The 22,153-nt window shown below is 73.9% G+C and carries 17 protein-coding genes and 3 tRNA genes; 2 read left to right on the forward strand and 18 right to left on the reverse strand.

Going from position 1 to position 22,153, the window contains the following annotated elements:
• Window positions 1-11 precede the first annotated feature (11 nt).
• The 9 genes from ACZ7KX_RS24665 to ACZ7KX_RS24705 form a co-directional block, all read right to left on the reverse strand.
• Window positions 12-1,526 carry a site-specific integrase gene (locus tag ACZ7KX_RS24665; RefSeq protein ID WP_470328343.1) on the reverse strand — a complete coding sequence of 505 codons (1,515 nt, stop codon included), beginning with the start codon at window positions 1,524-1,526 and terminating at the stop codon, window positions 12-14.
• A 47-nt stretch (window positions 1,527-1,573) separates the two neighbouring features.
• Window positions 1,574-3,403 carry a ComEC/Rec2 family competence protein gene (locus ACZ7KX_RS24670; RefSeq protein ID WP_470328344.1) on the reverse strand — a complete coding sequence of 610 codons (1,830 nt, stop codon included), beginning with the start codon at window positions 3,401-3,403 and terminating at the stop codon, window positions 1,574-1,576.
• A gap of 40 nt (window positions 3,404-3,443) precedes the next feature.
• Complete coding sequence (locus ACZ7KX_RS24675) at window positions 3,444-4,151, reverse strand: ComEA family DNA-binding protein (protein ID WP_470328345.1); 708 nt, start codon at window positions 4,149-4,151, stop codon at window positions 3,444-3,446.
• A 655-nt stretch (window positions 4,152-4,806) separates the two neighbouring features.
• Window positions 4,807-5,652 (reverse strand): DegV family protein, encoded by an 846-nt coding sequence (locus tag ACZ7KX_RS24680; RefSeq protein WP_470328346.1) that lies wholly within the window; start codon window positions 5,650-5,652, stop codon window positions 4,807-4,809.
• 214 nt (window positions 5,653-5,866) lie between these two features.
• On the reverse strand, window positions 5,867-6,634 hold the full coding sequence (locus ACZ7KX_RS24685; RefSeq protein WP_470328347.1) for a hypothetical protein: 768 nt from the start codon (window positions 6,632-6,634) through the stop codon (window positions 5,867-5,869).
• 357 nt (window positions 6,635-6,991) lie between these two features.
• Window positions 6,992-9,880, reverse strand: a complete 2,889-nt coding sequence (gene leuS, locus ACZ7KX_RS24690) for a leucine--tRNA ligase (RefSeq protein WP_470328348.1) — start codon at window positions 9,878-9,880, stop codon at window positions 6,992-6,994.
• Between the two features lie 325 nt (window positions 9,881-10,205).
• Complete coding sequence (locus tag ACZ7KX_RS24695) at window positions 10,206-11,501, reverse strand: hypothetical protein (protein WP_470328349.1); 1,296 nt, start codon at window positions 11,499-11,501, stop codon at window positions 10,206-10,208.
• 96 nt (window positions 11,502-11,597) lie between these two features.
• A tRNA-Ala gene (locus tag ACZ7KX_RS24700) sits at window positions 11,598-11,670 on the reverse strand.
• A 249-nt stretch (window positions 11,671-11,919) separates the two neighbouring features.
• The gene (locus ACZ7KX_RS24705) at window positions 11,920-13,359 is read right to left on the reverse strand and encodes an MFS transporter (protein WP_470328350.1); all 1,440 of its coding nucleotides are present in this window, start codon (window positions 13,357-13,359) and stop codon (window positions 11,920-11,922) included.
• A gap of 103 nt (window positions 13,360-13,462) precedes the next feature.
• Here ACZ7KX_RS24705 and ACZ7KX_RS24710 point away from each other — a divergent pair, with 103 nt between their 5' ends.
• Window positions 13,463-14,362, forward strand: a complete 900-nt coding sequence (locus tag ACZ7KX_RS24710) for a helix-turn-helix transcriptional regulator (RefSeq protein WP_350525614.1) — start codon at window positions 13,463-13,465, stop codon at window positions 14,360-14,362.
• A 149-nt stretch (window positions 14,363-14,511) separates the two neighbouring features.
• Here ACZ7KX_RS24710 and ACZ7KX_RS24715 read toward each other — a convergent pair.
• The 8 genes from ACZ7KX_RS24715 to ACZ7KX_RS24750 form a co-directional block, all read right to left on the reverse strand.
• Window positions 14,512-14,584, reverse strand: a tRNA-Ala gene (locus ACZ7KX_RS24715).
• A 43-nt stretch (window positions 14,585-14,627) separates the two neighbouring features.
• Window positions 14,628-14,700 (reverse strand) — tRNA-Ala (locus tag ACZ7KX_RS24720).
• A gap of 282 nt (window positions 14,701-14,982) precedes the next feature.
• Window positions 14,983-15,633 (reverse strand): histidine phosphatase family protein, encoded by a 651-nt coding sequence (locus tag ACZ7KX_RS24725; RefSeq protein ID WP_350525657.1) that lies wholly within the window; start codon window positions 15,631-15,633, stop codon window positions 14,983-14,985.
• Window positions 15,630-16,088, reverse strand: a complete 459-nt coding sequence (rsfS, locus tag ACZ7KX_RS24730; protein WP_224284631.1) for a ribosome silencing factor — start codon at window positions 16,086-16,088, stop codon at window positions 15,630-15,632. Before rsfS ends, ACZ7KX_RS24725 begins: the two co-directional genes overlap by 4 nt.
• A gap of 205 nt (window positions 16,089-16,293) precedes the next feature.
• Window positions 16,294-18,186 (reverse strand): LCP family protein, encoded by a 1,893-nt coding sequence (locus ACZ7KX_RS24735; RefSeq protein ID WP_470328351.1) that lies wholly within the window; start codon window positions 18,184-18,186, stop codon window positions 16,294-16,296.
• A gap of 14 nt (window positions 18,187-18,200) precedes the next feature.
• Entirely contained in the window at window positions 18,201-18,833 is a 633-nt protein-coding gene (nadD, locus tag ACZ7KX_RS24740) for a nicotinate-nucleotide adenylyltransferase (protein ID WP_350525617.1), read from the reverse strand.
• 146 nt (window positions 18,834-18,979) lie between these two features.
• The gene (locus ACZ7KX_RS24745; RefSeq protein WP_350525618.1) at window positions 18,980-19,135 is read right to left on the reverse strand and encodes a hypothetical protein; all 156 of its coding nucleotides are present in this window, start codon (window positions 19,133-19,135) and stop codon (window positions 18,980-18,982) included.
• 239 nt (window positions 19,136-19,374) lie between these two features.
• On the reverse strand, window positions 19,375-19,521 hold the full coding sequence (locus tag ACZ7KX_RS24750; RefSeq protein ID WP_350525619.1) for a hypothetical protein: 147 nt from the start codon (window positions 19,519-19,521) through the stop codon (window positions 19,375-19,377).
• A gap of 251 nt (window positions 19,522-19,772) precedes the next feature.
• On the opposite strand from ACZ7KX_RS24750, the gene ACZ7KX_RS24755 reads away from it, so the two are divergent.
• Entirely contained in the window at window positions 19,773-20,870 is a 1,098-nt protein-coding gene (locus tag ACZ7KX_RS24755; RefSeq protein ID WP_470328352.1) for a M48 family metallopeptidase, read from the forward strand.
• Window positions 20,871-21,000: 130 nt separating this feature from the next.
• Here the strand turns inward: ACZ7KX_RS24755 and ACZ7KX_RS24760 are convergent, their stop codons facing one another.
• Entirely contained in the window at window positions 21,001-22,062 is a 1,062-nt protein-coding gene (locus ACZ7KX_RS24760; protein ID WP_396551716.1) for an SCO2583 family membrane protein, read from the reverse strand.
• Window positions 22,063-22,153: the final 91 nt, after the last annotated feature.

Here is a 22,153-nt window from a genome sequence, read left to right on the forward strand (position 1 = left end):
TCCCCGCCGGCTCATGCGACCTCCAGCCGCTCGTCGAGGTCCTGGATGCCCTCGCTCTCGCGGGCGATCCGTGCGAACAGGTCGGTCAGCCCCGCCTCCGTCAACCCGGCGGCGATCTCCGGAGCGGACGCGGGCCCGGCCAGCAGGGACCGCAGTTGCAGGTCCGCGACCGGAGCCAGGTAGATCTCCTTCGTCGTCTCCAGCTCGGCGTGCCCGAGGAGGTCCTGGACCATCCGCCAGGGGTCGCCGTAGAGGAGTCGGAAGTCCCGCCGTTCCTCGGCCGTCAGCCCCATCCGCTGGTCCATCAGGAAGTTCAGGACCACGAGCATGATGAGCGCGAAGCTGTGGCGAGCCATATGCGCTGTGGCAAAGGGCGGCTCGGCCATCACCTCGCCCAGCACCGTCGCGCACCGCTGCGAGGCCGCCCTGAAGACGTTCTCCCACGACGCGGGCCGGAACGGCAACCCCGACTCGTTCAGCCAAAGCCATAGCGGCTCAAGACCGTTGGGGCCTTCGGTGAAGTAGGTCATCCGCTCGGCGACGGTGGCCTCGCCCAACGGCGTCTGGCCAACGACGCCGTCCTGGTCACGCCAGTGCAGCATCGGCCGCAGCCGCCCGCTCCGGTGCGTGATCGCCCTCCACTCGGACAGCAGCTCGTAGCGGCCCCGGGCCTGGGCCCGCCGCACCGCCTCCGCTCGCGAGGACTCCATGTAGCCCTCGACGTCGCCCACCACCACGGCGGAGGCGTAGAACGTGCGGGCCTTCTTCGACTTGGTCACCGCCCGGGCCAGCCGGCCGCAGTAGTAGCGTCCGCCGTCTAGCCTGGTGCCGGGGACCTCGAACGTCAGCAGCGAGGCCGCCTCCGTCAGCCGCATGCCCGACGACAGCAGCAGGTCGGCGAACGCGGCATTGCGGTCCTCAAGTCGCCCCACCCACTGCGGATGCGGCCGTCCCTCCACTGTGTGCCCGCGAAGTCCGACGTTCACCCACAGGCGGAACGCTCGCGGCGTCAGCCATCGAACGTTGCTGGTCTTGGCGTGCTTGGCCCGGGCCTCGGGCACCGAAACGGGCTCGCCGTACCTGTTCAGCGCGGGCCGCATCGCGATCGGGTTCACCACGATGAACCCGCGGTCGGCCGCCCATCCGTAGAGCCGGGTCAGCGCCGCAAGCCCCCGGTTCCAGCGGGCGCCGCCCACTCGCCGGGGATTCCTGGGTGACCGGGTCCGCCAGTCCTCGAAGTCCCACAGGTCATCGGCCGTCGCCATGCTCCAGTTCCTACCGCGTGCCCACAGGAAATCGAAGAACACGCAGTAGTCGCTCGTGTAGTTCCGCTTCGTCTCAGGCTCAAGGCGGGCGAACGAGGAACGGCACAGGTACAGACTCAGAACCTCGTCGATCCGGTAGTCCGGCGACAAAAGAATCGGGTCTCCAGGGTGAATCCCTGACCGCTCTTCCCGCTCTCCCAAGTCCTCCCAGCCTTCCAAGGCGGGATCTCGGCCAGGCGCCATCACCCGGTTCTTGGGCACCCAGTACGTACGCCAGCCTGGCACTCAACACCCCTGTTGGATTGGCTTCAACACGCTGATCCAACAGGGAAGCGGCCGCACATCGCCAGACGCCACCCCGGAGGTGGCCAGCCGGTGGCGACCCGGGCGAGTTGCGGCGGGCGCAGCACGACGGCCACCAGGACCACCAGCAGTGCCCCCGTCACCAGCACCCGCACCCCGCGGCGTCGGGCGGGCGCCCGAATGCCCGGCGCCGCCCGCCGGGGCAGCAGGAGTGGCGCCACCCAGCAGAGCGCCAGGACGGCCAGCGCGACCGTCACCGTTCCGAACCAGCCTCCCGGCCAAGCGAGTTGGCCGCCCGAAGGCTCGGCTCCGCGTCGCGCGACCAGGGCGAGCCAGCCGGCCGGAACCCCCGCCGGTACCGCGAGCAGGCGGGCCGGGTCCGGGAGGAACGGCTGCAGGACGAGCACCCCGAAGCCGAGCAGCGTCGCCGGGGCCACCGCCGGCTCGGCGAGCAGGTTGCACGGGATGCCGACCAGGCTGATGTGCCCGGACAGCAGCACCGTCACCGGCGCGCACAGCGCCTGTGCGGCCGCCGTCGCCGCGACCGCGCCAGCCAGGTGGTGCGGCCAGCGCCGGGCTCGCAGGGCCTCGGCCCAGTGCGGACCGAGGACGAGCAGTCCGGCCGTGGCGAGCACCGAGAGCAGGAAACCGAACGAGCGTGACAGGAACGGGTCCAGCAGGACCAGCACCAGCACGGCTCCGGCGAGCGCGGGCACCGCCTGGCGGGGACGGCCGGTGGCCAGGGCCAGCATGCCGATCAGCCCCGTTCCGGCCGCCCTCAGCACGCTGGGTTCGGGGCGGCAGACCGTGACGAAGGCCAGCGTCAGCCCGGTGCCGAGCAGGGCGCCGGTGCGCAGCGACAGCCCCAGTACCGCAGCGAGCCCGCGCCGTTCCGGGGTGCCGGCCCGGCCGGGTGCGCCCAGCAGCGCGCCGAGGACGATCGCCAGGTTGGCCCCGCTGACCGCCACCAGGTGGACCAGGTCGGTGGCCCGGAAGGCCTCTTCGAGGTCGTCGGGCAGGCGCGAGGTGTCGCCGACGACCAGGCCGGGGAGCAGCCCGCGCGCGTCCGGCGGGAGCTTGTCGGTGGCCGTGCGCAGGCCCTCGCGCAGCCGTCCGGCGATCCGCTGCGGCAGGCTCGGCGGTGCCAGCTGCCGCGGGGGGCCGTGGACGACCAGCAGCGCCGCGGACTCGGTGCCGTGGCCCTCCCCCGCCGGCTGCACCTCGGCTTCCACGGCGAGTCGTTCGGACGGGAGCACCCGCTGCCAGGGCTCGCCGGCCGTGCCCCGGACCATGACGGTCACGGGCGTCCGCGTCCGGGTGGTCGGCCCGTCGGGGAGCAGGAGGACCCGGTCGACCACCGCGTTCACGGTGAGGAGGGTCTGCCCGCCGGTGGTTCCGCCCCGGGAGGTGTGGACCTCGGGGTCTCCCGCGATGGTCAGCTCCGCCTCGACCGCCCGGGCGGGCACGACCGGCGCACCTGGGGCAGCCGGGGCACCCGGCGCTGCGCGCTCGGCCGCGCGGGCGAGTTCGGGCAGCGGCCCCCGGTGCAGGTCGAGGGTGTGCAGCGGGGTCGCGACCGCAGCCGCCGCACCGGTGAGCAGGACGGCGGCCAGGGTCACCGCGGCCCCGCGCCTGCGCAGGGCGCCCGGCCGGACGAGCAGCGGGACGGCCACGAGCGCGGCGACGCCCGCCGCCGCGAAGACCGGGACCTCGTACCCCGGCTCCAGGGCCAGGAGCGCCGCGGTGACCGCCCAGGCCGAGACGGCGGGCAGCAGCAGCCGGAAGTCGGCGCCAGTGGAACGGGCGTGCGGGATCGATGCGGTGGCCGCGGACACGGCAGGGCCTCCCTTCGAAGTGAGGGGGCGGGCAGGGGCGTCAGAGAGTGAGCAGCGGGCGGAGTTCCGCGTACGTACGGACGCCGATGCCGCTGACCTGCCGGAGCTGGTCGAGGGAGCGGAAGGAGCCGTGCGAGGCGCGGTAGGCGAGGATGCGCTGGGCGAGGGTGGGACCGACGCCGGGGAGGGTGTCGAGCTGTTCGAGGGTGGCGCGGTTGAGACTGACAGGAGGTCGGGGTGCTGCGGGGCCCGGTGGCGCGGTTCCGCCGCCGGGCCCGGAACCGACGGCCGGGGCAGGGGCCTGGCCGGCCTGCTCGCCGACCAGCAGCTGCTCACCGTCCGTCAGGACCCTGGCCAGGTTGAGGTTCCGGGTGTCCGTCTCCGGTAGCACTCCGCCGGCGGCCCGCAGGGCGTCGGCCACCCGTGAGCCGCCGGGCAGGGTGTGCAGGCCGGGGACGTGGACCCGCCCGCCGACATCGATGACGACGGCCGCACCGACGGCGCCACCGGACACCGCTGCGCCGGGTGCGGTCTCGCCTGGCACGGCGACACTGACACCGGCCACACCCGCCCCTGACGCCGCATCGACGGGGCCCTGCCCGTCCGTCCCCGGCAGCGCGGAGACAGCCGCCAACGCGGGAACGGCGACCGTCTCCGGCCTGGCCAGCCAGAAGTGCTGGACGGCGTAGCCGACCGCGAACAGCAGCAGGATCACCAGCCCGGCCACCGCGCGCCGGTCGAGCGCCACCGCCGAACCGAACGAGGCGGACCGCAGGCGCACCCCGACGCCGGGAGGGTCCCCTGGAGGACCCGGCGGATCCGAAGAGGCAGCCGCAGTGGTGCCGTCGTCGGCACCCGGTGGCGACGGCGCCCCACCTGTCGGCGGCCCCGTGGCCCGTCGCTCGCCCGTCGCGGACGAGGCCGATCCCGGCGCCCGCCCCGGGGAACCGCCTCCGCCTCCGGCCGCCCCGACGCCCCGGACACCCATCGGTCCGTCGGCGGGCCCGTCGGGCGGCTCGTAGGGCGGCTCACGGGGTGGCTCGTCAAGCGTCGGCAGCAGCGCCGCCATCCGCAGCCGCACCGTCTCGTTGATCGCTTGGCGCTTCGCCGCGCCCAGGCCCATGGTCGTCATGCCGAGGACGGTAGGAGGCCGGCGGCGAACGCGCGGAAATTACCGCAACCCTGTGGATAACCCGGGGGGTGTGGACAGGAGTTGCCACTCACACGAGTGGGCATGGCCTTCGCGAGTTGACCGAACAGGGCTGGGCGGACCAGCCCGACCCCGGCAGTCCGCCGTTGCCGACCGATCAGGCGCAGCCCCTGCCGGTCGGCCGCGTCCTGCCCGTCAGCCGGCATTCTGCCCATGGGCCGGCAGCACGCCGGGTGGGCCAACAGCCCGACCGTCAGCGCGGCGCGACCACCACCGCGAGCAGCCCCGGCCCGACGTGCGCACCGATCACCGCCCCCACCTCGCCGACGTACAGCTCCCGCAGCCCCGGCACCCGCGCCCGGAGCCGCTCCGCGAGCGGCTCGGCCCGGTCCTCGGCGGCCAGGTGGTGCACGGTGATGTCGACCTCCCGCTCCCCCGACCGCTCGACCGCGATCTCCTCCAGTCGCGCGATCGCCCGCGACGCCGTCCGCACCTTCTCCAGCGGCTCGATCCGCCCCCCGTCCAGGTGCAGCAGCGGCTTGACCGCCAGCGCCGAGCCGAGGAGCGCCCGCGCCGCACCGATCCGCCCGCCCCTGCGCAGGTGCTCCAGGGTGTCGACGTAGAAGAACCCGCTGGTCCCGGCCGTCCGACGAGCCGCGGCCTCGGCCGCCTCGGCCAGGCCCTGCCCGGCCGCGATCGCTTCGGCTGCCGCCAGCACACCGTATCCGAGCGCCATCCCGACCAGTCGGCTGTCCACCACGCGCACCGGTACGGGCGCCTCGGCGGCGGCCAGCCGGGCGGCCTCGACGGTGCCGGACAGCTCGCCCGAGATGTGGACCGAGACGATGCCCTTCGCCCCGGCTTCGGCGGCCGCCCGGTAGGTGGCGGCGAAGGTCTCCGGGTTCGGCCGGGAGGTGGTCACCCGCTGCTTGCCGCGCAGCGCCTCGGCGACGTCCTTCGGGGAGATCTCGACGCCCTCGCTCAGGACCGAGTCACCGACCGCGACGCTCAGCGGGACCACCGTGATCCCGTGCCGGTCGAGGGCCTCCTGCGGCAGATAGGCCGTGGAATCGGTGACAAGCGCGAGGTCGGAGGGCATGAGCCGGAGGTTACTCCCCGTTCGTGCGCGAGGACAGCGCCCGGCGGCGGACGGCCGGGCCCGGCCGCGAGGAGCCCGCCGGACCGCGGCACGAACCCGTCGGCGACCTGTCCCGCCCCGCCCGCGGACCATCCCCGGACCATCCGCGGACCACCCCCGGACGGTCCGCTGTGCCGAGCCCGGTCGAGCGCCGGGGAGTCAGCCCGCCGGGGAGTCAGCCCGCCGAGGACCCCGCCGACGGCTTCCGCAGCCGCTGCGCCAGCTTGGCCAGCGGATCGGCGAGCCCCAGCAGCTCCTCCGCGCTCGGACGCCCCTTCCCGTCCGTCAGCCCGGCCCGGGCCGCGCCCCCGCCAGCAGCCCCGCCGGACCCCGCGGCCGCACCGGCACCGGACCCCGCACCCGCACCCGCACCCGCGGAACCGGGCCCCGAGCGGTCCCAGTGCCGCAGCGCCCCCGCCTCGCTCTCGCACTCCTGGCTGAGCCGGCTCAACTCGTCGTCGGCGAACCGGTGCATCCGGTCCTGCGCCGCCCAGCGCATGGTCTCCGCGGACCGCGTGATCCGCTCCGCCCGCTCGCGCAACTCGGGCAGCTTGGCCGCGATCCGCGCGGTGTCCGGCTCGCGTTCGAGCATCCGCAGCTCTCCGTCGAGCTCCGCCGCGTGGGCGTCGAGCCGGGTCAACAGGGCGAGCGACTCGCCGAGCTGCCCGTCCTGCGCGAGCCCGCCTTCCAACACCTGCCGGGTGCCGTCGAGCGAGGTCCGCAGGCCGAGCCGGACGGAGGCGATCTGCGCGGGCGGGCCGAGCTTGGTGTACGTCTTCGCCTTGAGGGTGACGGTCTCCACGGCGCGCCGGGCGTTGGCTTCGTGCTTCTCGATCTTCGCGCCGACGGCCTTGGCCGCCTTGACCGTGCCCACCACCGCCAGGACGGCCGCCGCGATCCCGAACAGCAGGACCAGGCCGATCATCACGCCGAACACGTCCATCGCCGCGCCACCTTCCGCCACCCGTTTCGGCCCCCACCGGGCCCAACGCGGGCCGTACTGCCGAGGGTTCCACGGTATCCCCCGAACGCCCTGCGGGGCGGCTCGAACGGGCCCCACGGCCCCGGATCAGGGACAGATCCGGGATCTCCCCGAGGGACCCGGGGGCCGCCCACCCGGGATGCACCGGAACCCGCGCCACCGCCGACCGCCCGAGCCGGACGCCCACCCCGAGCCGGACGCCCACCCCGAACCGGACGCCCACCCCGAACCACCGCCCGCACAACGCCGGACCCCCGCACGACACGACACCGGGCGGGCGCCCCGAAGGACGCCCGCCCGATCAGCCCCAGGCCGGGATCAGCCGGTGACGATGTTCACCAGCTTCGGAGCACGCGCGATCACCTTGCGCACCTCGGCGCCGCCGATGGCCGCGACCACCGCCGGGTCCGCCAGCGCCAGCGCCTCCAGCTCGGCGTCCGAGATGCTCGGCGCGACCTCCAGGCGGGCCTTCACCTTGCCCTTGATCTGCACCACGCAGGTCACCGACTCGTCGACCACGTACGCCGGGTCGGCGACCGGGTAGTCGGTGTGCGCCAGCGACTCGCCGTGGCCCAGGCGGCGCCACAGCTCCTCGGCGACGTGCGGGGCCAGCGGCGCGACCATCAGCACCAGCTGCTCGGCCACCGGGCGCGGCGTCGAGCCGCGCTTGACCAGGTAGTTGTTCAGCTCGATCGCCTTGGCGACGGCCGTGTTGAAGCGCAGCCCGGCCATGTCGCCGCGGATGCCGTCGATCGCCTTGTGCAGGGCGCGCAGCGTCGCCTCGTCCGGCGCCTCGTCGGTGACGACCAGCTCGCCGGTGGTCTCCGAGACGATGTTGCGCCACAGCCGCTGCAGGAAGCGGTACGAGCCGACGACGGCGCGGGTGTCCCACGGGCGGGAGACGTCCAGCGGGCCCATCGACATCTCGTACAGGCGCAGCGTGTCGGCGCCGTACTCGTCGGCGATGTCGTCGGGCGCGACGGCGTTCTTCAGGGACTTGCCCATCTTCCCGGCCTCGCGCTTGACCGGCTCGCCCTGCCAGGAGTACTGGCCGTCGCGCTCCTCGACCTCGGCGGCGGGCACCGGGAAGCCGCGCTCGTCGCGGTAGACGTCGGCGGTGATCATGCCCTGGTTGAACAGCTTGTGGAACGGCTCGACGGACGAGACGTGGCCCAGGTCGTGCAGCACCTTGTGCCAGAAGCGCGCGTACAGCAGGTGCAGGACGGCGTGCTCGGCACCGCCGACGTACAGGTCGGCGCCGCCGGCCGGCTTGGTCGGCGTGGGGCCCAGCCAGTACTGCTCGTTGGCCGGGTCGACGACCGCCGAGGAGTTGGACGGGTCGACGTAGCGCAGCTCGTACCAGCACGAACCCGCCCAGTTGGGCATGGTGTTGGTCTCGCGGCGGTACTTCTTCGGCCCGTCGCCCAGGTCCAGCTCGACGTTGACCCAGGCCTCGTTGCGGGACAGCGGGGTCTCGGGCGAGGAGTTGGAGTCGTACGCGTCGTAGGTGCGCGGCGAGTAGTCGTCGACCTCGGGGACCTCGACGGGCAGCATCGACTCGGGCAGCGCGTGCATGACGCCGTCCTCGTCGTAGACGATCGGGAAGGGCTCGCCCCAGTACCGCTGGCGGCTGAACAGCCAGTCGCGCAGGCGGTAGTTGACGGTGCCTTCGCCGATGCCGTGCTCGGCCAGCCAGGCGGTGACGTGCGCCTTGGCGTCGACGACGCCCTGTCCGTTCAGCGACAGGTCGCCCTGCTCCCGGGCGGAGTTGACGATGACGGAGTCGTAGGTGTCGAAGGCGTCGTCCCACTGCGACGGGTCCTCGCCGCGGCCGTCCGTCGGCTCGACGACGCAGCGCATCGGCAGGGCGAAGGCGCGGGCGAACGCGAAGTCGCGGTGGTCGTGGGCGGGGACGGCCATGATGGCGCCGGTGCCGTAGCCCATCAGCACGTAGTCGGCGATGAAGACGGGGACGGACTCCCCGCTGACCGGGTTGGTCGCGTAGGCGCCGGTGAAGACGCCGGTCTTGACCTTGGCGTCGACCTGGCGCTCGACGTCCGACTTGGCGGCGGCGGCGGCCCGGTAGGCGGCGACGGCCTCGGCGGGGGTGGCGGCGCCGCCGGTCCACTCGGCGGGCACGTCCTGCGGCCACGCGGCGGGGACGATGGAGTCGACCAGGCCGTGCTCGGGCGCCAGGACCATGTAGGTGGCGCCGAACAGGGTGTCGGGGCGGGTGGTGAAGACGGTGATCCGCTCGTCGGCGCCGACGGCGAAGTCGACCCGGGCGCCCTCGGAGCGTCCGATCCAGTTGCGCTGCTGCAGCTTGATGGCCTCGGGCCAGTCCAGCAGGTCCAGGTCCTCGATCAGCCGGTCGGAGTACGCGGTGATGCGCATCATCCACTGGCGCAGGTTGGACTTGAACACCGGGAAGTTGCCGCGCTCGGAGCGGCCGTCCGCGGTGACCTCCTCGTTGGCCAGCACGGTGCCCAGGCCGGGGCACCAGTTGACCGGCACCTCCTTGGAGTAGGCCAGGCGGAACTCGCCCAGGACCTCGTCGCGCTCGGCGGCGGACAGTGCGGCCCAGGGGCGCCCGTCCGGGGTCCGGCGGTCACCGGACTCGAACTGCGCGACCAGCTCGGTGATCGGACGGGCCTTGCGGGCGGTCTCGTCGTACCAGGAGTTGAAGATCTGCAGGAAGATCCACTGGGTCCAACGGTAGTAGTCCGGGTCGATCGTGGAGATCGAGCGGCGCGGGTCGTGGCCCAGGCCCAGCCGGCGCAGCTGCTGGCGCATGTTGGCGATGTTGGCCTCGGTGGAGACCCGCGGGTGGGTGCCGGTCTGCACCGCGTACTGCTCGGCGGGCAGGCCGAAGGCGTCGTAGCCCAGCGTGTGCAGCACGTTGTGGCCGGTCATCCGCTGGTAGCGGGCGAAGACGTCGGTGGCGATGTAGCCCAGCGGGTGGCCGACGTGCAGGCCCGCGCCCGAGGGGTACGGGAACATGTCCATGATGAAGCTGTGCGGCTTCGCGGCGACGTCACCGGCCGACGGGTCGGCCAGCGCACCGGTGGGGTTGGGGGCGTGGAAGGTGCCCTCCTTCTCCCAGATGTCCTGCCAGCGGGACTCGATCTCGGCCGCCAGCGCGGCGCTGTACCGGAACGGCTCGGTCGCGGTCTCGGCCGCGCCGGACGCAGGGGTCGTCTCGCTCATGGTCCTTCAAGCTCCATCGATGTCGGTTGGCGAACCGGGCAGGCGGCCGGCCCGTGGGCCCCGCCCGGGACGGGGTCGGGGGCGGAAAACAAAAAATCCCCTCGCAGGAGGGGACGCCACGCCGACTCCGGCACCGCCCGAGGGCGCAGCCGGTCCTGGTCAGCGCGGCCGGCTAAGGAGCAGGCGCACGGTTCGCATGGGCTCAGGGTACCGCAAGCCACTCTGCGCGCTCCCGGGTATACCGCCGGGCCTGCCGCACCGGCACCGCGGCCGGGTCGACGCACCGGCACCGGGGCCGGGTCGACGCACCGGCCCGCCGACAGCCTCAGCGCGTCGGCGCGCGCCCCGCCGCGTCGAAGTCCCGCAGTGCCTTCGCCAGCCGCTCGGACTGCATCCCGGCCGCGAGCGAGCGCGCCAGCGCCGCCGTGCGGGCCGCCTCCCGCTGGTCGCCGAGCCGCCGGTGGGTCTCGGCGAGGCTCACCATCAGCAGGGCCTTGGAGCGGGCCCGGCCGGGTCCGAGTCCGGCCACGGCCTCGGCGAGCAGGGCCTTGGCGAGCCGGTTCCGGCCGAGCGCCAGTCGCCCCTCCCCCACCATCCCGGCGAGGGAGGCGCGGGCCTCCTCGGTGCCGGGCACGCCGTCCAGTTCGGCGAAGGCCCGGGCGGCGGCGGCTTCGGCCCGCTCCGGCTCGTTCCGGCGGCCGTACGCGCGGGCGAGCCGGCCGAGCTGGCGGGCCCGGCCGGTGGGGCCGAGCGCGGCGCCGTGGGTCTCCAGGGCGGTTTCGAGCGCGGAGACGGCGTCCAGGCCGCGCCCGCCCGGGCCCTGGGTGGCGAGCACCAGCAGCGCGCCGAGGACGGCGACGCCGAGCCGGGGGTCGCCGCTGACGTGGGCGGCGCGCAGCGCGGCGACGAAGGCGCGTTGGGCGGCCGCGTCGTGGCCGAGGTCGTACGCGGCCCAGCCGGCCAGGCGGGCGAGGCGGCTGGCCGTGCCGTAGAGCTCGCGGCCCAGCCGCTCGTCGTAGGCGCCCAGTTCCAGCAGCTTGGCGAGCATGGCGAGTTCGGCCCGTGCGGGGCCGAGGACGAGGCCGCCGCCGCAGGAGCGTTCGAGTCGCTGCTTGCTGCGGTAGGAGAGGCCGAGTTCGCCGACGAGTGCGGCCTCGACGCGCAGGGCGCCTTCGCCGCCGCCGACGGGTGGGGGCGGTGAGGCGAGCCGGGCGGCGGCCTGGTCGAGGTCGGCGTTGCGGAAGAGGTCGGTGAGGCGGACGGGTCCGGCGTCGGTGGCCGCCTCGCGCAGCGCGGTCTGGGCGGTGTCGGCGGTCCACGGGTCGGTGAGCAGCCGGGGCGAGAGGATCTTGGCGCCGCGGTGGCCGCCCATCCGGCCCCAGAGCTGCTCGTAGGTGACGGCGATGCCGAGGGTGCGGCTGAGCACCTCGCACACCGCCTGGTCGTGCGGGCTGCGCGGGACCATGCCGCGGTCGCGCCACTTGTACGGGGCGGTGGAGCTGATGGCCAGGCCCGGCGGCAGCGCGAGGCTCACCTCGCGGGCGAGCCGTTCCGGACTCCAGCCGAGCTGGTGGAGTATCCGGGCCAGCTCCTCGTTCCGCCTTCGCTCCAGATCGGCCATGACACGACGGTAGCGGGACTCCGGGCCCTCCCGCCGGTGGGCGGGCGAAACGGCGGAGAGCCGCCCCCCGGAACGGGAGGCGGCTCTCGACTGCTGTGGAGCTATGGGGAATTGAACCCCAGACCTCTTGCATGCCATGCAAGCGCTCTACCAACTGAGCTATAGCCCCTTGACCTGCGATGTCACCGGGGCTTTCGGCCGTTTCCGTCCGGTTTCCCTCGGCGACATCGACTACTTTACACGGTCCGGGGCGTGCTCCTGAAATCCGTTTCCCGAGGTCCCCGGCGGGGGCTCCGGGGAGCGGTCCCCGGAGCCCCCGGACGGCCCTCCCCGCCGGGCCGGGCCCCGCCGCGAAGCCCGGCCCCCATCTGCCGGGCCCGGCCCCACCCGCAGGCCCGGCCGCGCCCACGCCCCCGGCCTACCGCGCCGCCCGCCGGCTGCGGGCGGCGAAGCCGGCGGCAGCCGCCACCGCGACGGCGTTGACCAGCAGCGTGGTCCGCAGCGCGTGGCCGGACTCGGCGGCCGGCGCCGGCAGGTCGACCTGCCCGAGGAACACCGAGCCGAGCACCGCGACCCCGACCACCTGCCCGAGCTGGATGACCGTCACCATGACCCCGCTGGCGTCGGCCGCGTCCTCGGGCGCCACCCCCGCGAGGGCCCGGGCGAACAGCGGTGCGTACGCGCAGCCGGCGACCAGTCCGAGCGCGGCCATCTCCAGCAGCGCGCCGGTCCCGATCCCGGCGCCGCCGCCGAGCAGCACGCCCAGCAGCAGGTAGCCACCGCCGAGGACGATCCCGGCGACCGTCGGCAGGGCCGCGTGCAGCCGCCCGGGCAGCCGGTGCCAGTGCATGCTGGACAGGCCGAAGCCGATCGCGACGGGCGCCGAGCAGAGCCCGGCCTTCAGGGCGGTGTGGCCGAGCGCGGCCTGCTGGTGCAGGGCGAAGGAGAACATGAAGCCGGCGAAGGCCGCCATGATCGAGAACAGTCCGGCCGCCGCCGGGCGCAGCCCCGGAGCGCGCAGCACCCGCCCGTGGATCAGCGGCTGCCCGCCGCCGCGGGCGATCCGGCGCTCGACCACCACGAACAGGCCGAACAGCAGCACGCCGGCCGCGATCATCGCCCAGCCCCAGACGGGCCAGCCGAGCTCGTGGCCGAGGACGAGCGGCACCACCAGCAGGCCGAGGGCCGCGCCGAGCACCACCAGGCCGGGGACGTCGAAGCCGCGCGAGGCGTCGCCGGGCAGCCGGGGCAGCAGCCGGGCGCCGGCGGCCAGCAGCAGCACGCCGATGGGCACGTTGACCAGGAACACCGGCCGCCAGCCGCTGCCGAACAGGTCCGCGCTGACCAGGACGCCACCGAGCACCTGGCCGAGCGCCATGCCACCCGCCAGCACCGCCGAGTAGAGGCCGAGCGCCCGGGTGCGGGCGGCGCCGGTGAAGGTGCGCTGCAGCAGGCTCATCACCTGGGGCACCATCAGCGCCGAGCCGGCGCCCTGGAGCAGCCGGAAGGCGATCAGCCAGCCGGTGGTCGGGGCGAGGCCGCAGGCCAGCGAGGTGGCGGTGAAGGCGGCCAGCCCGAGCTGGAAGAGCCGGCTGTAGCCGTACCGGGCGCCCAGCCGGGCCCCGGTGATGAGCAGCACGGCGTAGGCGATGGTGTAGCCGGCGATCACCAGCTGCAGGGCGGCGCCGGAGGCGCCGAGGTCGGTCCGGATGGTGGGAACCGCGACGTTGACGATGGAGACGTCGAGCACGGCCATGAACTGCCCGCACAGGACGAGCGCGAGGAGGAGCCCGGGGCGTACGGCCGGGGCTCCGGTGGTACTTCCGGCCACGCCGGGCCGGATCTGAAGGTCCGTCATGCTCATCAGCCTGCGGCGGTACTGGTACTGGTGGTTAGAGCCTGCTGATCCTGGTACTGGCAGCACCTGTATCGCCCGGCGGCCCTGCGGCACGATGGTGGCCATGACCGTCCTGGAGGAACTGCCGACCGCCGCGGGCGGGCGGGACCGCCGTCGTACCGAGCTGGCCCGCTTCCTGAAGGCCTGCCGCGCGCGGGTCACCCCCGAGGAGGTCGGGCTGCCGCCCGGTCTGCGCCGCCGCACGCCGGGGCTGCGCCGCGAGGAGGTCGCGCAGCTCGCCGGGGTGGGCGTCACCTGGTACACGTGGCTGGAGCAGGGGCGGCCGATCAACGCGAGCGAGCAGGTGCTGTTGGCGGTGGCCCGGGCGCTGCGGCTGGACGGCACCGAGCGCGAGCACCTGTTCCGGCTCGCCGGGGTGTCGCCGTCGCCGCACGCGCAGGCGGCCGCACCGGAGTTGAGCCCGTCGATCCAGGTGATCCTGGACTCGCTCGCCCCGCTGCCGGCGGCGGTCTCCAACACCCGTTTCGACGTGCTGAGCTACAACCGGCCGTACCGCTCGCTGTTCGGTGCCGAGCAGATCCGCCCGTCCCGCGGGGTCGTGTTCAACAGCCTGTGGTGCATGCTGACCGCCCCGCTGTGCTGCAACCCGTGCGACAACCGTGACGAGGCGCTGCCGCGGATGGTGGCGGTGCTGCGCTCGGCCTACGGCAAGCACGTGGGCGAGCCGGCGTGGGAGGAGCACGTGCGGCGGCTGTCGGCGGGCAGCGAGCTGTTCCGGGAGCTGTGGGACCGCCAGGAGGTCGCGCCGCCGGAGACGTGGCTGCGGCGGTTCCGCCACCCGCGGCTCGGGGTGCTGCGGCTGAACGCCACGTATCTGACGATGCCGGGCGTGCCGGAGTGCTACATCGTGGTGTACGTGCCGGTGGATCCGCAGGACCAGGAGCGGGTGGAGCAGCTCGACTCGCTGCCGCCGGGCGGCTGGAGGCACAGCTGCGAGCCGTGAGGGGCGCCGGCTCCCGCGGCGGTGCCGGGCCGGCCACGACGCCGCGCCGACGTCGCCGACGGAGGTCCGGAACGCCGGAGGGCAAGAACGCCGGAGGCCCGAACGTCGGAAGGCCGCCACCCGTTGGATGACGGCCTTCCGAACTGCTGTGGAGCTATGGGGAATTGAACCCCAGACCTCTTGCATGCCATGCAAGCGCTCTACCAACTGAGCTATAGCCCCGCGACACGGGCGACCCTGGCTGACCACGACCGCCGATGCGGAGTGGAGCTATGGGGAATTGAACCCCAGACCTCTTGCATGCCATGCAAGCGCTCTACCAACTGAGCTATAGCCCCGCACTCACCGGATCCTCCGCTTCCCTTCCGGGCCGCGTTCTCTTCCGTGCGAACGAGGAAGACTCTAGCTGGTCAGGGCCGGAACTGCGAAATCCGATCCTTCGAGGCCCCTTCGGGCCCGCACCGCACCCCCGTGCCGAACGCCCCCGCACCCGCGCGCCGGAGACCGCGCGCCCCCGTGCGGACGCCCCCGCGCGCCTGCCGGGCGCCTGCCGGGCGCCCCGCACTCCCCGCGGGACGACCCCGCCGGGCGCCCGCAGGGGACACCCGTGCCGGGACCGCTCAGGTGTCGTCGCCGATGACCGGCTGCGGGAGCGTGCCCGCGTTGTGCTCCAGCAGGCGCCAGCCGCGCGTGCCCTGGCCGAGCACCGACCAGCAGCAGTTGGACAGTCCGCCGAAGCGCTCCCACTGGGCCGGCTCCAGGTCCAGCAGCCGCCCGAGCATGGTGCGGATCGTCCCGCCGTGGCTGACCACCACCAGGGTGCCGTCCTCCGGCAGCTTGGCGGCGGCCTCCAGCACCACCGGCACCGAGCGGTCGGCGACCTCGGTGGCCAGCTCGCCGCCACCGCCGCGCCGCACCGGCTCGCCGGCCGACCAGGCCTCGTACTCCTCCGGGAAGCGCTCGCGGATCTCGGCGTTGGTCAGGCCCTGCCACGAGCCCGCGTAGGTCTCCCGCAGGCCCTCGTGGTGGGTCACGTCGAGCCCGGTGACCTTGGCGAGCTCCTCGGCGGTGCGCCGGGCGCGTTCGAGGTCCGAGGAGATCAGCAGGTCCGGGCGGAGCCCGGAGAGCAGCCGGGCCGCCCGCTGCGCCTGCAGGACGCCCTGGCCCGTCAGCTCGATGTCCGTGCTGCCCTGGAAGCGCGATTCGAGGTTCCAGGACGTCTGGCCGTGCCGCCAGAAGACGATGCGCGGGCCTCGCGCGCCGCGGCTCAGTGCAGGTCCTCGGGCTTGCCGAAGTCGTCGGCGGGGGCGACGGCGTTGCCGGCCTCGTCGGTGTGGGCGTCGGGGCGGTTGCGCGAGGCCAGGGCGTCCTCGGGCAGCGGCAGCTCGGGGCAGTCCTTCCAGAGCCGGTCCAGCGAGTAGAAGGAGCGCTCCTCGGAGTGCTGGACGTGCACGACGATGTCCAGGTAGTCGAGCAGGATCCAGCGGCCCTCGCGCTCGCCCTCGCGGCGCACCGGCTTGATGTCCAGCTGCTCGCGCAGCTGGTCCTCGATCTCCTCGGCGATCGAGCGGACCTGGCGGTCGTTGTTCGCGGAGGCGATCAGGAAGGCGTCGGTGATCGACAGCACCTCGCTGACGTCGAAGGCGATGATGTTGTGCGCGAGCTTGTCGGCCGCCGCCTGCGCGGCGACGGTGATGAGCTGCTGGCTGTGGTCGGTGACGGTCACTGTGTTCTTCCGGCTCGGCGGCTTGGGGCGGCGCCCCGGCACTCGGCCGGGGTCGCCTTCCAGGATCTCACGCCGCCCGGGCGGGCCCGGAACCGTTTTCCGCGCCCACCCGCGCCGCCCTGCGACCGCGCACCCCGCCGCGGCGCGCCCGCCACGGCGGGTCGTCCGGTTCCGGGCCGGGCCGCCGGCCGGCCCTGCCGTCGGCCTACTGGGGCTTCGGCGGCTGGTAGTCCTTGCCGAGCACGACCAGCAGGTCCGCGTTCTGGGTGTCCCCGGTCACCTTCTTCACCGCGCTGTCCGGCAGGCCGAGGCTGGTCGCCAGCGACTTCGCCGCGGCCTGCCGGGCGTCGTCGGTGTAGCGGATCTCACTGGTGGCCTGCGCGGCGGCCTTGGCACCGCCGGGGATGAACGTCAGGCCCGAGTTGACGATCTGGACCTGCGCGGCGGCCGCCGCGGCGTCGCTGCCGCTGGCGTCCTGCAGCGCGACCCGGGCCGGGGCGTCGCCGGCGGCCGCGGACTTCACGGTGCCGCCGAGCACGTCCTTCACCTGCTTGCCCGCGGTCGCCTCGTCCAGGCTGCCGTCCGGCTTGACGGTCAGCGCGGTGGTGCCGACGTGGCCGTCCTTCGCCTGCTGGGCGAGCTGCGCGAGCACCCCTGCCAGGGCGTCCTCGGGCAGCGAGGGGTCGAGCACCGCGTTCATCCGGTGCACGTCGTCCTTGGCGTCCTTGAACTCGGTCGGCATGGTGCGCACCACCGCCTCCATGACCTGCCCGAACCGGGCGAGCTGGACGTCCCGGCTCTCGCCGGGGTTCTGCAGTGTGGCGTACGCGACCGCGGCCTTCCCGTTGAGCATGGTGTTCTTCCCGGCCGCGGACAGCAGCTTGCCGTCCGGCTTGCCGCCCTCGTGGGTCTCGGCGTTGGTGTCCACCCGGACGCCGCCGAGCTGGGAGACCAGCAGTTCCAGGTACGGGGTGTCCAGCCGCCAGGTGCCCGCCACCGGGGCGCCCAGCACGGTGGACAGGCCGTCGCGGGTCGCCGAGGCGCCGATGGTGTCCATGGCCTGGCCGACGGTGGTGACCGGCGGGTCGGCGGGGCCGGGCAGCCGCAGGTTGTCGGGCAGCAGCAGCACCGTGCCCTTCTTCCCGGAGACGTCGTCGACCAGCAGCGCGCTGGACACCTTGCCCTGCAGGTCGCGCAGGTGGACGACGTTGACCTGGCGCCCGCCGGCCGCGGCGGCCGCGGTCGGCTTGTCGCCGGTGAACCACAGGTAGCCGCCGACGCCGCCCGCGGCGAGCGCCACCACCACACCGAGGCCGATCAGCCGGTTGCGCAGCTTGCGGCGGCGCTCGGCGCGCACCTCGCTGCGGGACTCGGCGAACTTCAGCCAGTCGATGACGTCCTCGGTCTCCTCCGCCTCCTCGTCGACGAAGGTGAACTCGCCCGTGGTGTAGCTGTCCTTGGGCGCCTTGCCGCCGGACTTGCCCCCGCGCACCCCGGCGACCTGCTCGGACGGCGCGGCGGGCTTGGCCGGCACCGCCCCGGCGGCCGGCCGGGACACCCGCGGGCGCGGCGGGGCGGGTGCGGCCGGTGCCGCGGCGGCGGCAGGCGCAGCGGGCGTGACGGGTGCGGCGGGTGCGGCGGCCTCGGGCTGCGCCTGCGGCTCGACGACGACCGGGCCGGCGGCCTGGTACGGCTGCTGGTACCCCTGCTGCCCCTGCTGCTGGTAACCGTAGGGGTCGTGGGTGTACACCGGCTGCCCGTACTGGTCGTACTGCGGCTGCTGCTCGTACGACTCGTAGGACTCGTACGGCTGCGGCTGCTGGTACCCCTGGTCCTGGCCCTGGTACGGCTGCTGGTAGCCCTCGTACCCCTGCTGCCCCTGGTGCCCCTGCTGCTGGTAGCCGTACGGGTCGTGGGTGTACACCGGCTGCCCGTACTGGTCGTACTGCGGCTGCTGCTCGTACGACTCGTAGGACTCGTACGGCTGCTGCTGCTGGTACCCCTGGCCCTGGCCCTGGCCCTGGCCCTGGTACGGCTGCTGGTACTGCCCGCCGGACCAGTCCTCCGGCCGCTGCTGGCCGCCGCTGCGATCGGTCATGCGCCGCTCCTGGCTCAGGTCCCGCGCGGCGCGTACAGCGCCCGCTTGTCGATGTAGCGGACCACGCCGTCCGGGACGAGGTACCAGACCGGCTCGCCCTTGGCGACCCGGTTGCGGCAGTCCGTGGAGGAGATGGCCAGCGCCGGGACCTCCACCAGGGAGACCCCGCCCACCGGAAGCCCGGCGTCCGACAGAGTGTGCCCCGGGCGGGTGCATCCGATGAAGTGGGCCAGCGAGAAGAGTTCGTCGGAGTCGCGCCAGGACAGGATCTGGGCGAGCGCGTCGGCGCCGGTGATGAAGAAGAGGTCGGCGTCCGGGTGCAGGGCGTGCAGGTCGCGCAGGGTGTCCACGGTGTAGGTGGGGCCCTCGCGGTCGATGTCGATCCGGCTGACCGAGAACTGCGGGTTCTCCGCGGTGGCGATGACCGTCATCAGGTAGCGGTCCTCGGCCGGGGTGACGTGCCGGTCGCTCTTCTGCCACGGCTGCCCGGTCGGCACGAAGATCACTTCGTCCAGGTGGAACGCGCTCGCGACCTCACTGGCGGCGACGAGGTGGCCGTGGTGGATCGGGTCGAAGGTGCCGCCCATCACGCCGAGGCGCTTCTTCACCGGTTCCGGTCCGCCGGGATTCCCGGCCTGCTCTCCCATGCCGCCACACCTTACGCGACGCCCGTTACGGTGCGGGAACGCCCGGGTGGGGGTTGCCCGCAGACCCGGTGGGGGTTCCCCGCAGACGCGTCAGGGAGCGGCCGGCCGGTGGCCGGACGCTCCCCGGAGAGGTCCGCGGAGCGGGCTCAGCGGTCCCGGTTGAAGCGGGTGGTGATGAAGAGCAGGAGCAGCAGGATGAACAGCGCGGCGCCACCCGTCAGGAGCGGGTTCAGGCTGTCGTGGTTGCCCCCCTCGCCCTCGGCGAGCAGGTTCAGGACGGGGAGTGCGGCGGCAGTGCTCATGGTCGGCGGGACCTTCTCGGCTCGGTGAACGGACCTGGGGGTTGTGCCGGGCCGGTGAGGGCCCACCCGTCATCGTACGGGGGGTTACACGGCAACCGCTCGGCGGCCCACCGCCGCTGACCGGGCGTGAGCGCGCAGGGGCCGGGCCGGGGTCCGCGGGCCTGGTCGGGGCCCGGAAGCCGGGTCCCGGGGGCCTGGCTTCCGGGCCCCGGGCGAGGGCCTGACGCCGGGTCCCGGGGCTAGTTGCCGCGGAAGGCGCGGGCCATCAGCCAGACCAGCAGGCCGATCCCCACGAAGGACGCGATCACGATGATCCGCAGGAAGAGGCCCGGACCGGCCTCGTCGGAGATGGGCGTGGCCAGGCTGACAAGCGTGTCGGTGGACATCTGCGGGGCTCCTCGAACTGCTCGGTACCGCGGCCGGGTCCGGTCTCGGTGGTCCAGGGCATTCAGGGTAAACCGGCCTCACACCGGCGCCGCCCACCGGCCCCCGCGGCGCGGCCGGGGCCGCACGTACGCTGTCGCCCGGGGACGAGTACGCAACCACGGACGTTGCACAGACAGTCGTTTCAGGCGAAGACCAGCGGGGGGCCGGCCAGTGGGCCGCAGCCGCCGTCGACCAGGAGGGTACTCACACCATGACCGACACGACCGCGAAGACCCCGAGCCGCCGCCGCGAGCGTTTCCCCGGGATCTCCACCCGGGCCTGGGAGCACCCGGCGGACCGTTCGGCGCTGGTCGCCCTGCGGCGGCTGTCCGGCTTCGACGACGTCCTCAAGAAGCTCGCCGGCCTGGTCTCCGAGCGCGCGATCCGGCTGATGTTCCTGGCCACCGCGGTGAAGACCTCCGAGCGCCAGTTCCCCGAGCTGTACGACATGGTGCGCGACACCGCCTACGTGCTCGACCTGGAGCAGGTCCCCGACCTGTACGTGGCCCAGGACCCGGCGGTCAACGCGTTCACCATCGGCATCGACACCCCGATCATCGTGGTCACCAGCGGCCTGGTCGAGCTGCTCGACGAGGAGGAGCTGCGCTCGGTCATCGGCCACGAGGTCGGCCACGCGATGTCCGGCCACGCCGTCTACCGGACGATGCTGATGATCCTCACCAACATCGCCACCCGGATCGCCTGGGTGCCGCTCGGCAACCTGGCGATCACGGCCGTCATCACCGCGCTCAAGGAGTGGTTCCGCAAGGCGGAGCTGTCCAGCGACCGGGCCGGCCTGCTCGCCGGGCAGGACCTCCAGGCGTCCATGCGGGCCCTGATGAAGCTGGCCGGCGGCCACAACCTGGCCGAGATGAACGTCGACGCCTTCCTGGAGCAGGCCGAGGAGTACGAGAAGGCCGGCGACCTGCGCGACGGCGTCCTCAAGCTGCTCCAGGTGCTGCCGCAGACCCACCCCTTCGCGGTGGTCCGGGTCGCCCAGCTGAAGAAGTGGGCGGAGAGCGACGAGTACCGCTCGATCATGACGGGCGCCTACCCGCGCCGCGCGGACGACCCCGACACCTCGGTCGGTGAGCAGTGGAAGGCGGCCGCCGACCACTACGCGACCTCGGTGAAGGAGAGCAAGGACCCGCTGATGGGCCTGATCCGGGACGTCGCCGGCGGCGCCGTGACCGTGGGCGGCAAGCTCCGCGACACCTTCACCGGCGCCGGCCGCGGCAGCTCGAACGGCTCCGAGGGCTCGAACGGCTCGAACGGCTCCGACGGCAGGACCGACCGCGACAACAGCTGAGCCCCGGCACCCGGGCCCCGCCCGCCGGCGAACGCCGATGGCCGCCGACGAACGCCGCCGACGGCCGAGGAGCGCCGACGACGGCCGGTGACCCGCCCGGGTCACCGGCCGTCCGCGCGTCCCGGAGCCCTCAGCTCCCCGCCAGCACCCCGCACACCTGCCAGGCCGGGCGCGCGTGGTTGCCGGGATCGACGGCCGCCGGCGGCGTGACCGCCGTGCCCTGCGCCGTGGCCAGGACCGGCTGCAGGTAGCCCGCCATCGAGGTGCCGCAGGGCGCCGGACCGGCCTGGAGCACCGAGTCCACCAGCCGCAGTTGCGCCGACGCCAGGTCGACCCGGTCGAACTGGAAGGTGAGCTGCCGCCGCACCGTCTCCAGGGTGACCGGCGCTCCGGCCGGGGCCCCGGCCGGCTTCAGCGCGTAGACGAAGGTGTGGTCGGTGGTGATCTGCAGCGTCCCGCTGTCCGCCTCGTCGATCCGCATCGCGCCGACCACCTTCACGGTGTCCGAGGCCAGCGCGACCTGCGCCGGGTCGAAGCGGACCATCCAGCCGGTCACCGCGTGGTGGCGGTCGTCCACCGGCTGCGCCACGCCCGTGTCGAACTCCGCCTGCTCGCCCGGCGTGACGAAGGCCCGCACGTCCGCGGTGGCGCCCTGGACCAGGGCGGCCGGGGCCAGCGAGGAGGCGACCAGGTAGCGCTGGACGGTGTCGAGCGCCTTGGTCACCTCGACCCGGCTGAAGTGCTCGGTGGCCGCCCCGGTCGGGGTGTTCAGCCCGACCGTGCCGTCCCCGTACCCGGGTGGCAGCGCCGCGAAGGGGTTCGCCGGGTCGGCGACCGGGTGGACGGCCGAGGCCGGGCTCAATGCGACCAGGCTGACCGTCAGTTGGCTGCCCTCGGGCCGGGCCGGGATCCCCCTCGGCGAGCTGACGCCGAAGTACACCGCGGCCCCGAACGCGAGCAGGATGAGCAGCAGCAGGGCGAGCGCCTGGCGCGGCACGGTGCCCAGCGGGCCGAGCCGCACCCGCTGCCGGGTGGCCTTGCCGAAGGAGCCCGCCAGCCGCTCCCGGGCGGACAGCTCCTGGATCCGGGCAGCCCGGACGAACGATTCGTCGAAGACGACGGACCGGAATTCGTCCTCGTTGCCGGAACCGCCCTCGGGCGTACCCTCAGGAGGTTCTCGCGGGTCACCCACAACACCAGGGTAGGCGGACACCGGCGCTGCCACGAGGGTCCCCGCGCAGATTCCCGGGGACGCTCCGTGACCACCCGCCCGGGGCGTGCGC

Source organism: Kitasatospora sp. NPDC038210 (genome assembly GCF_055600605.1).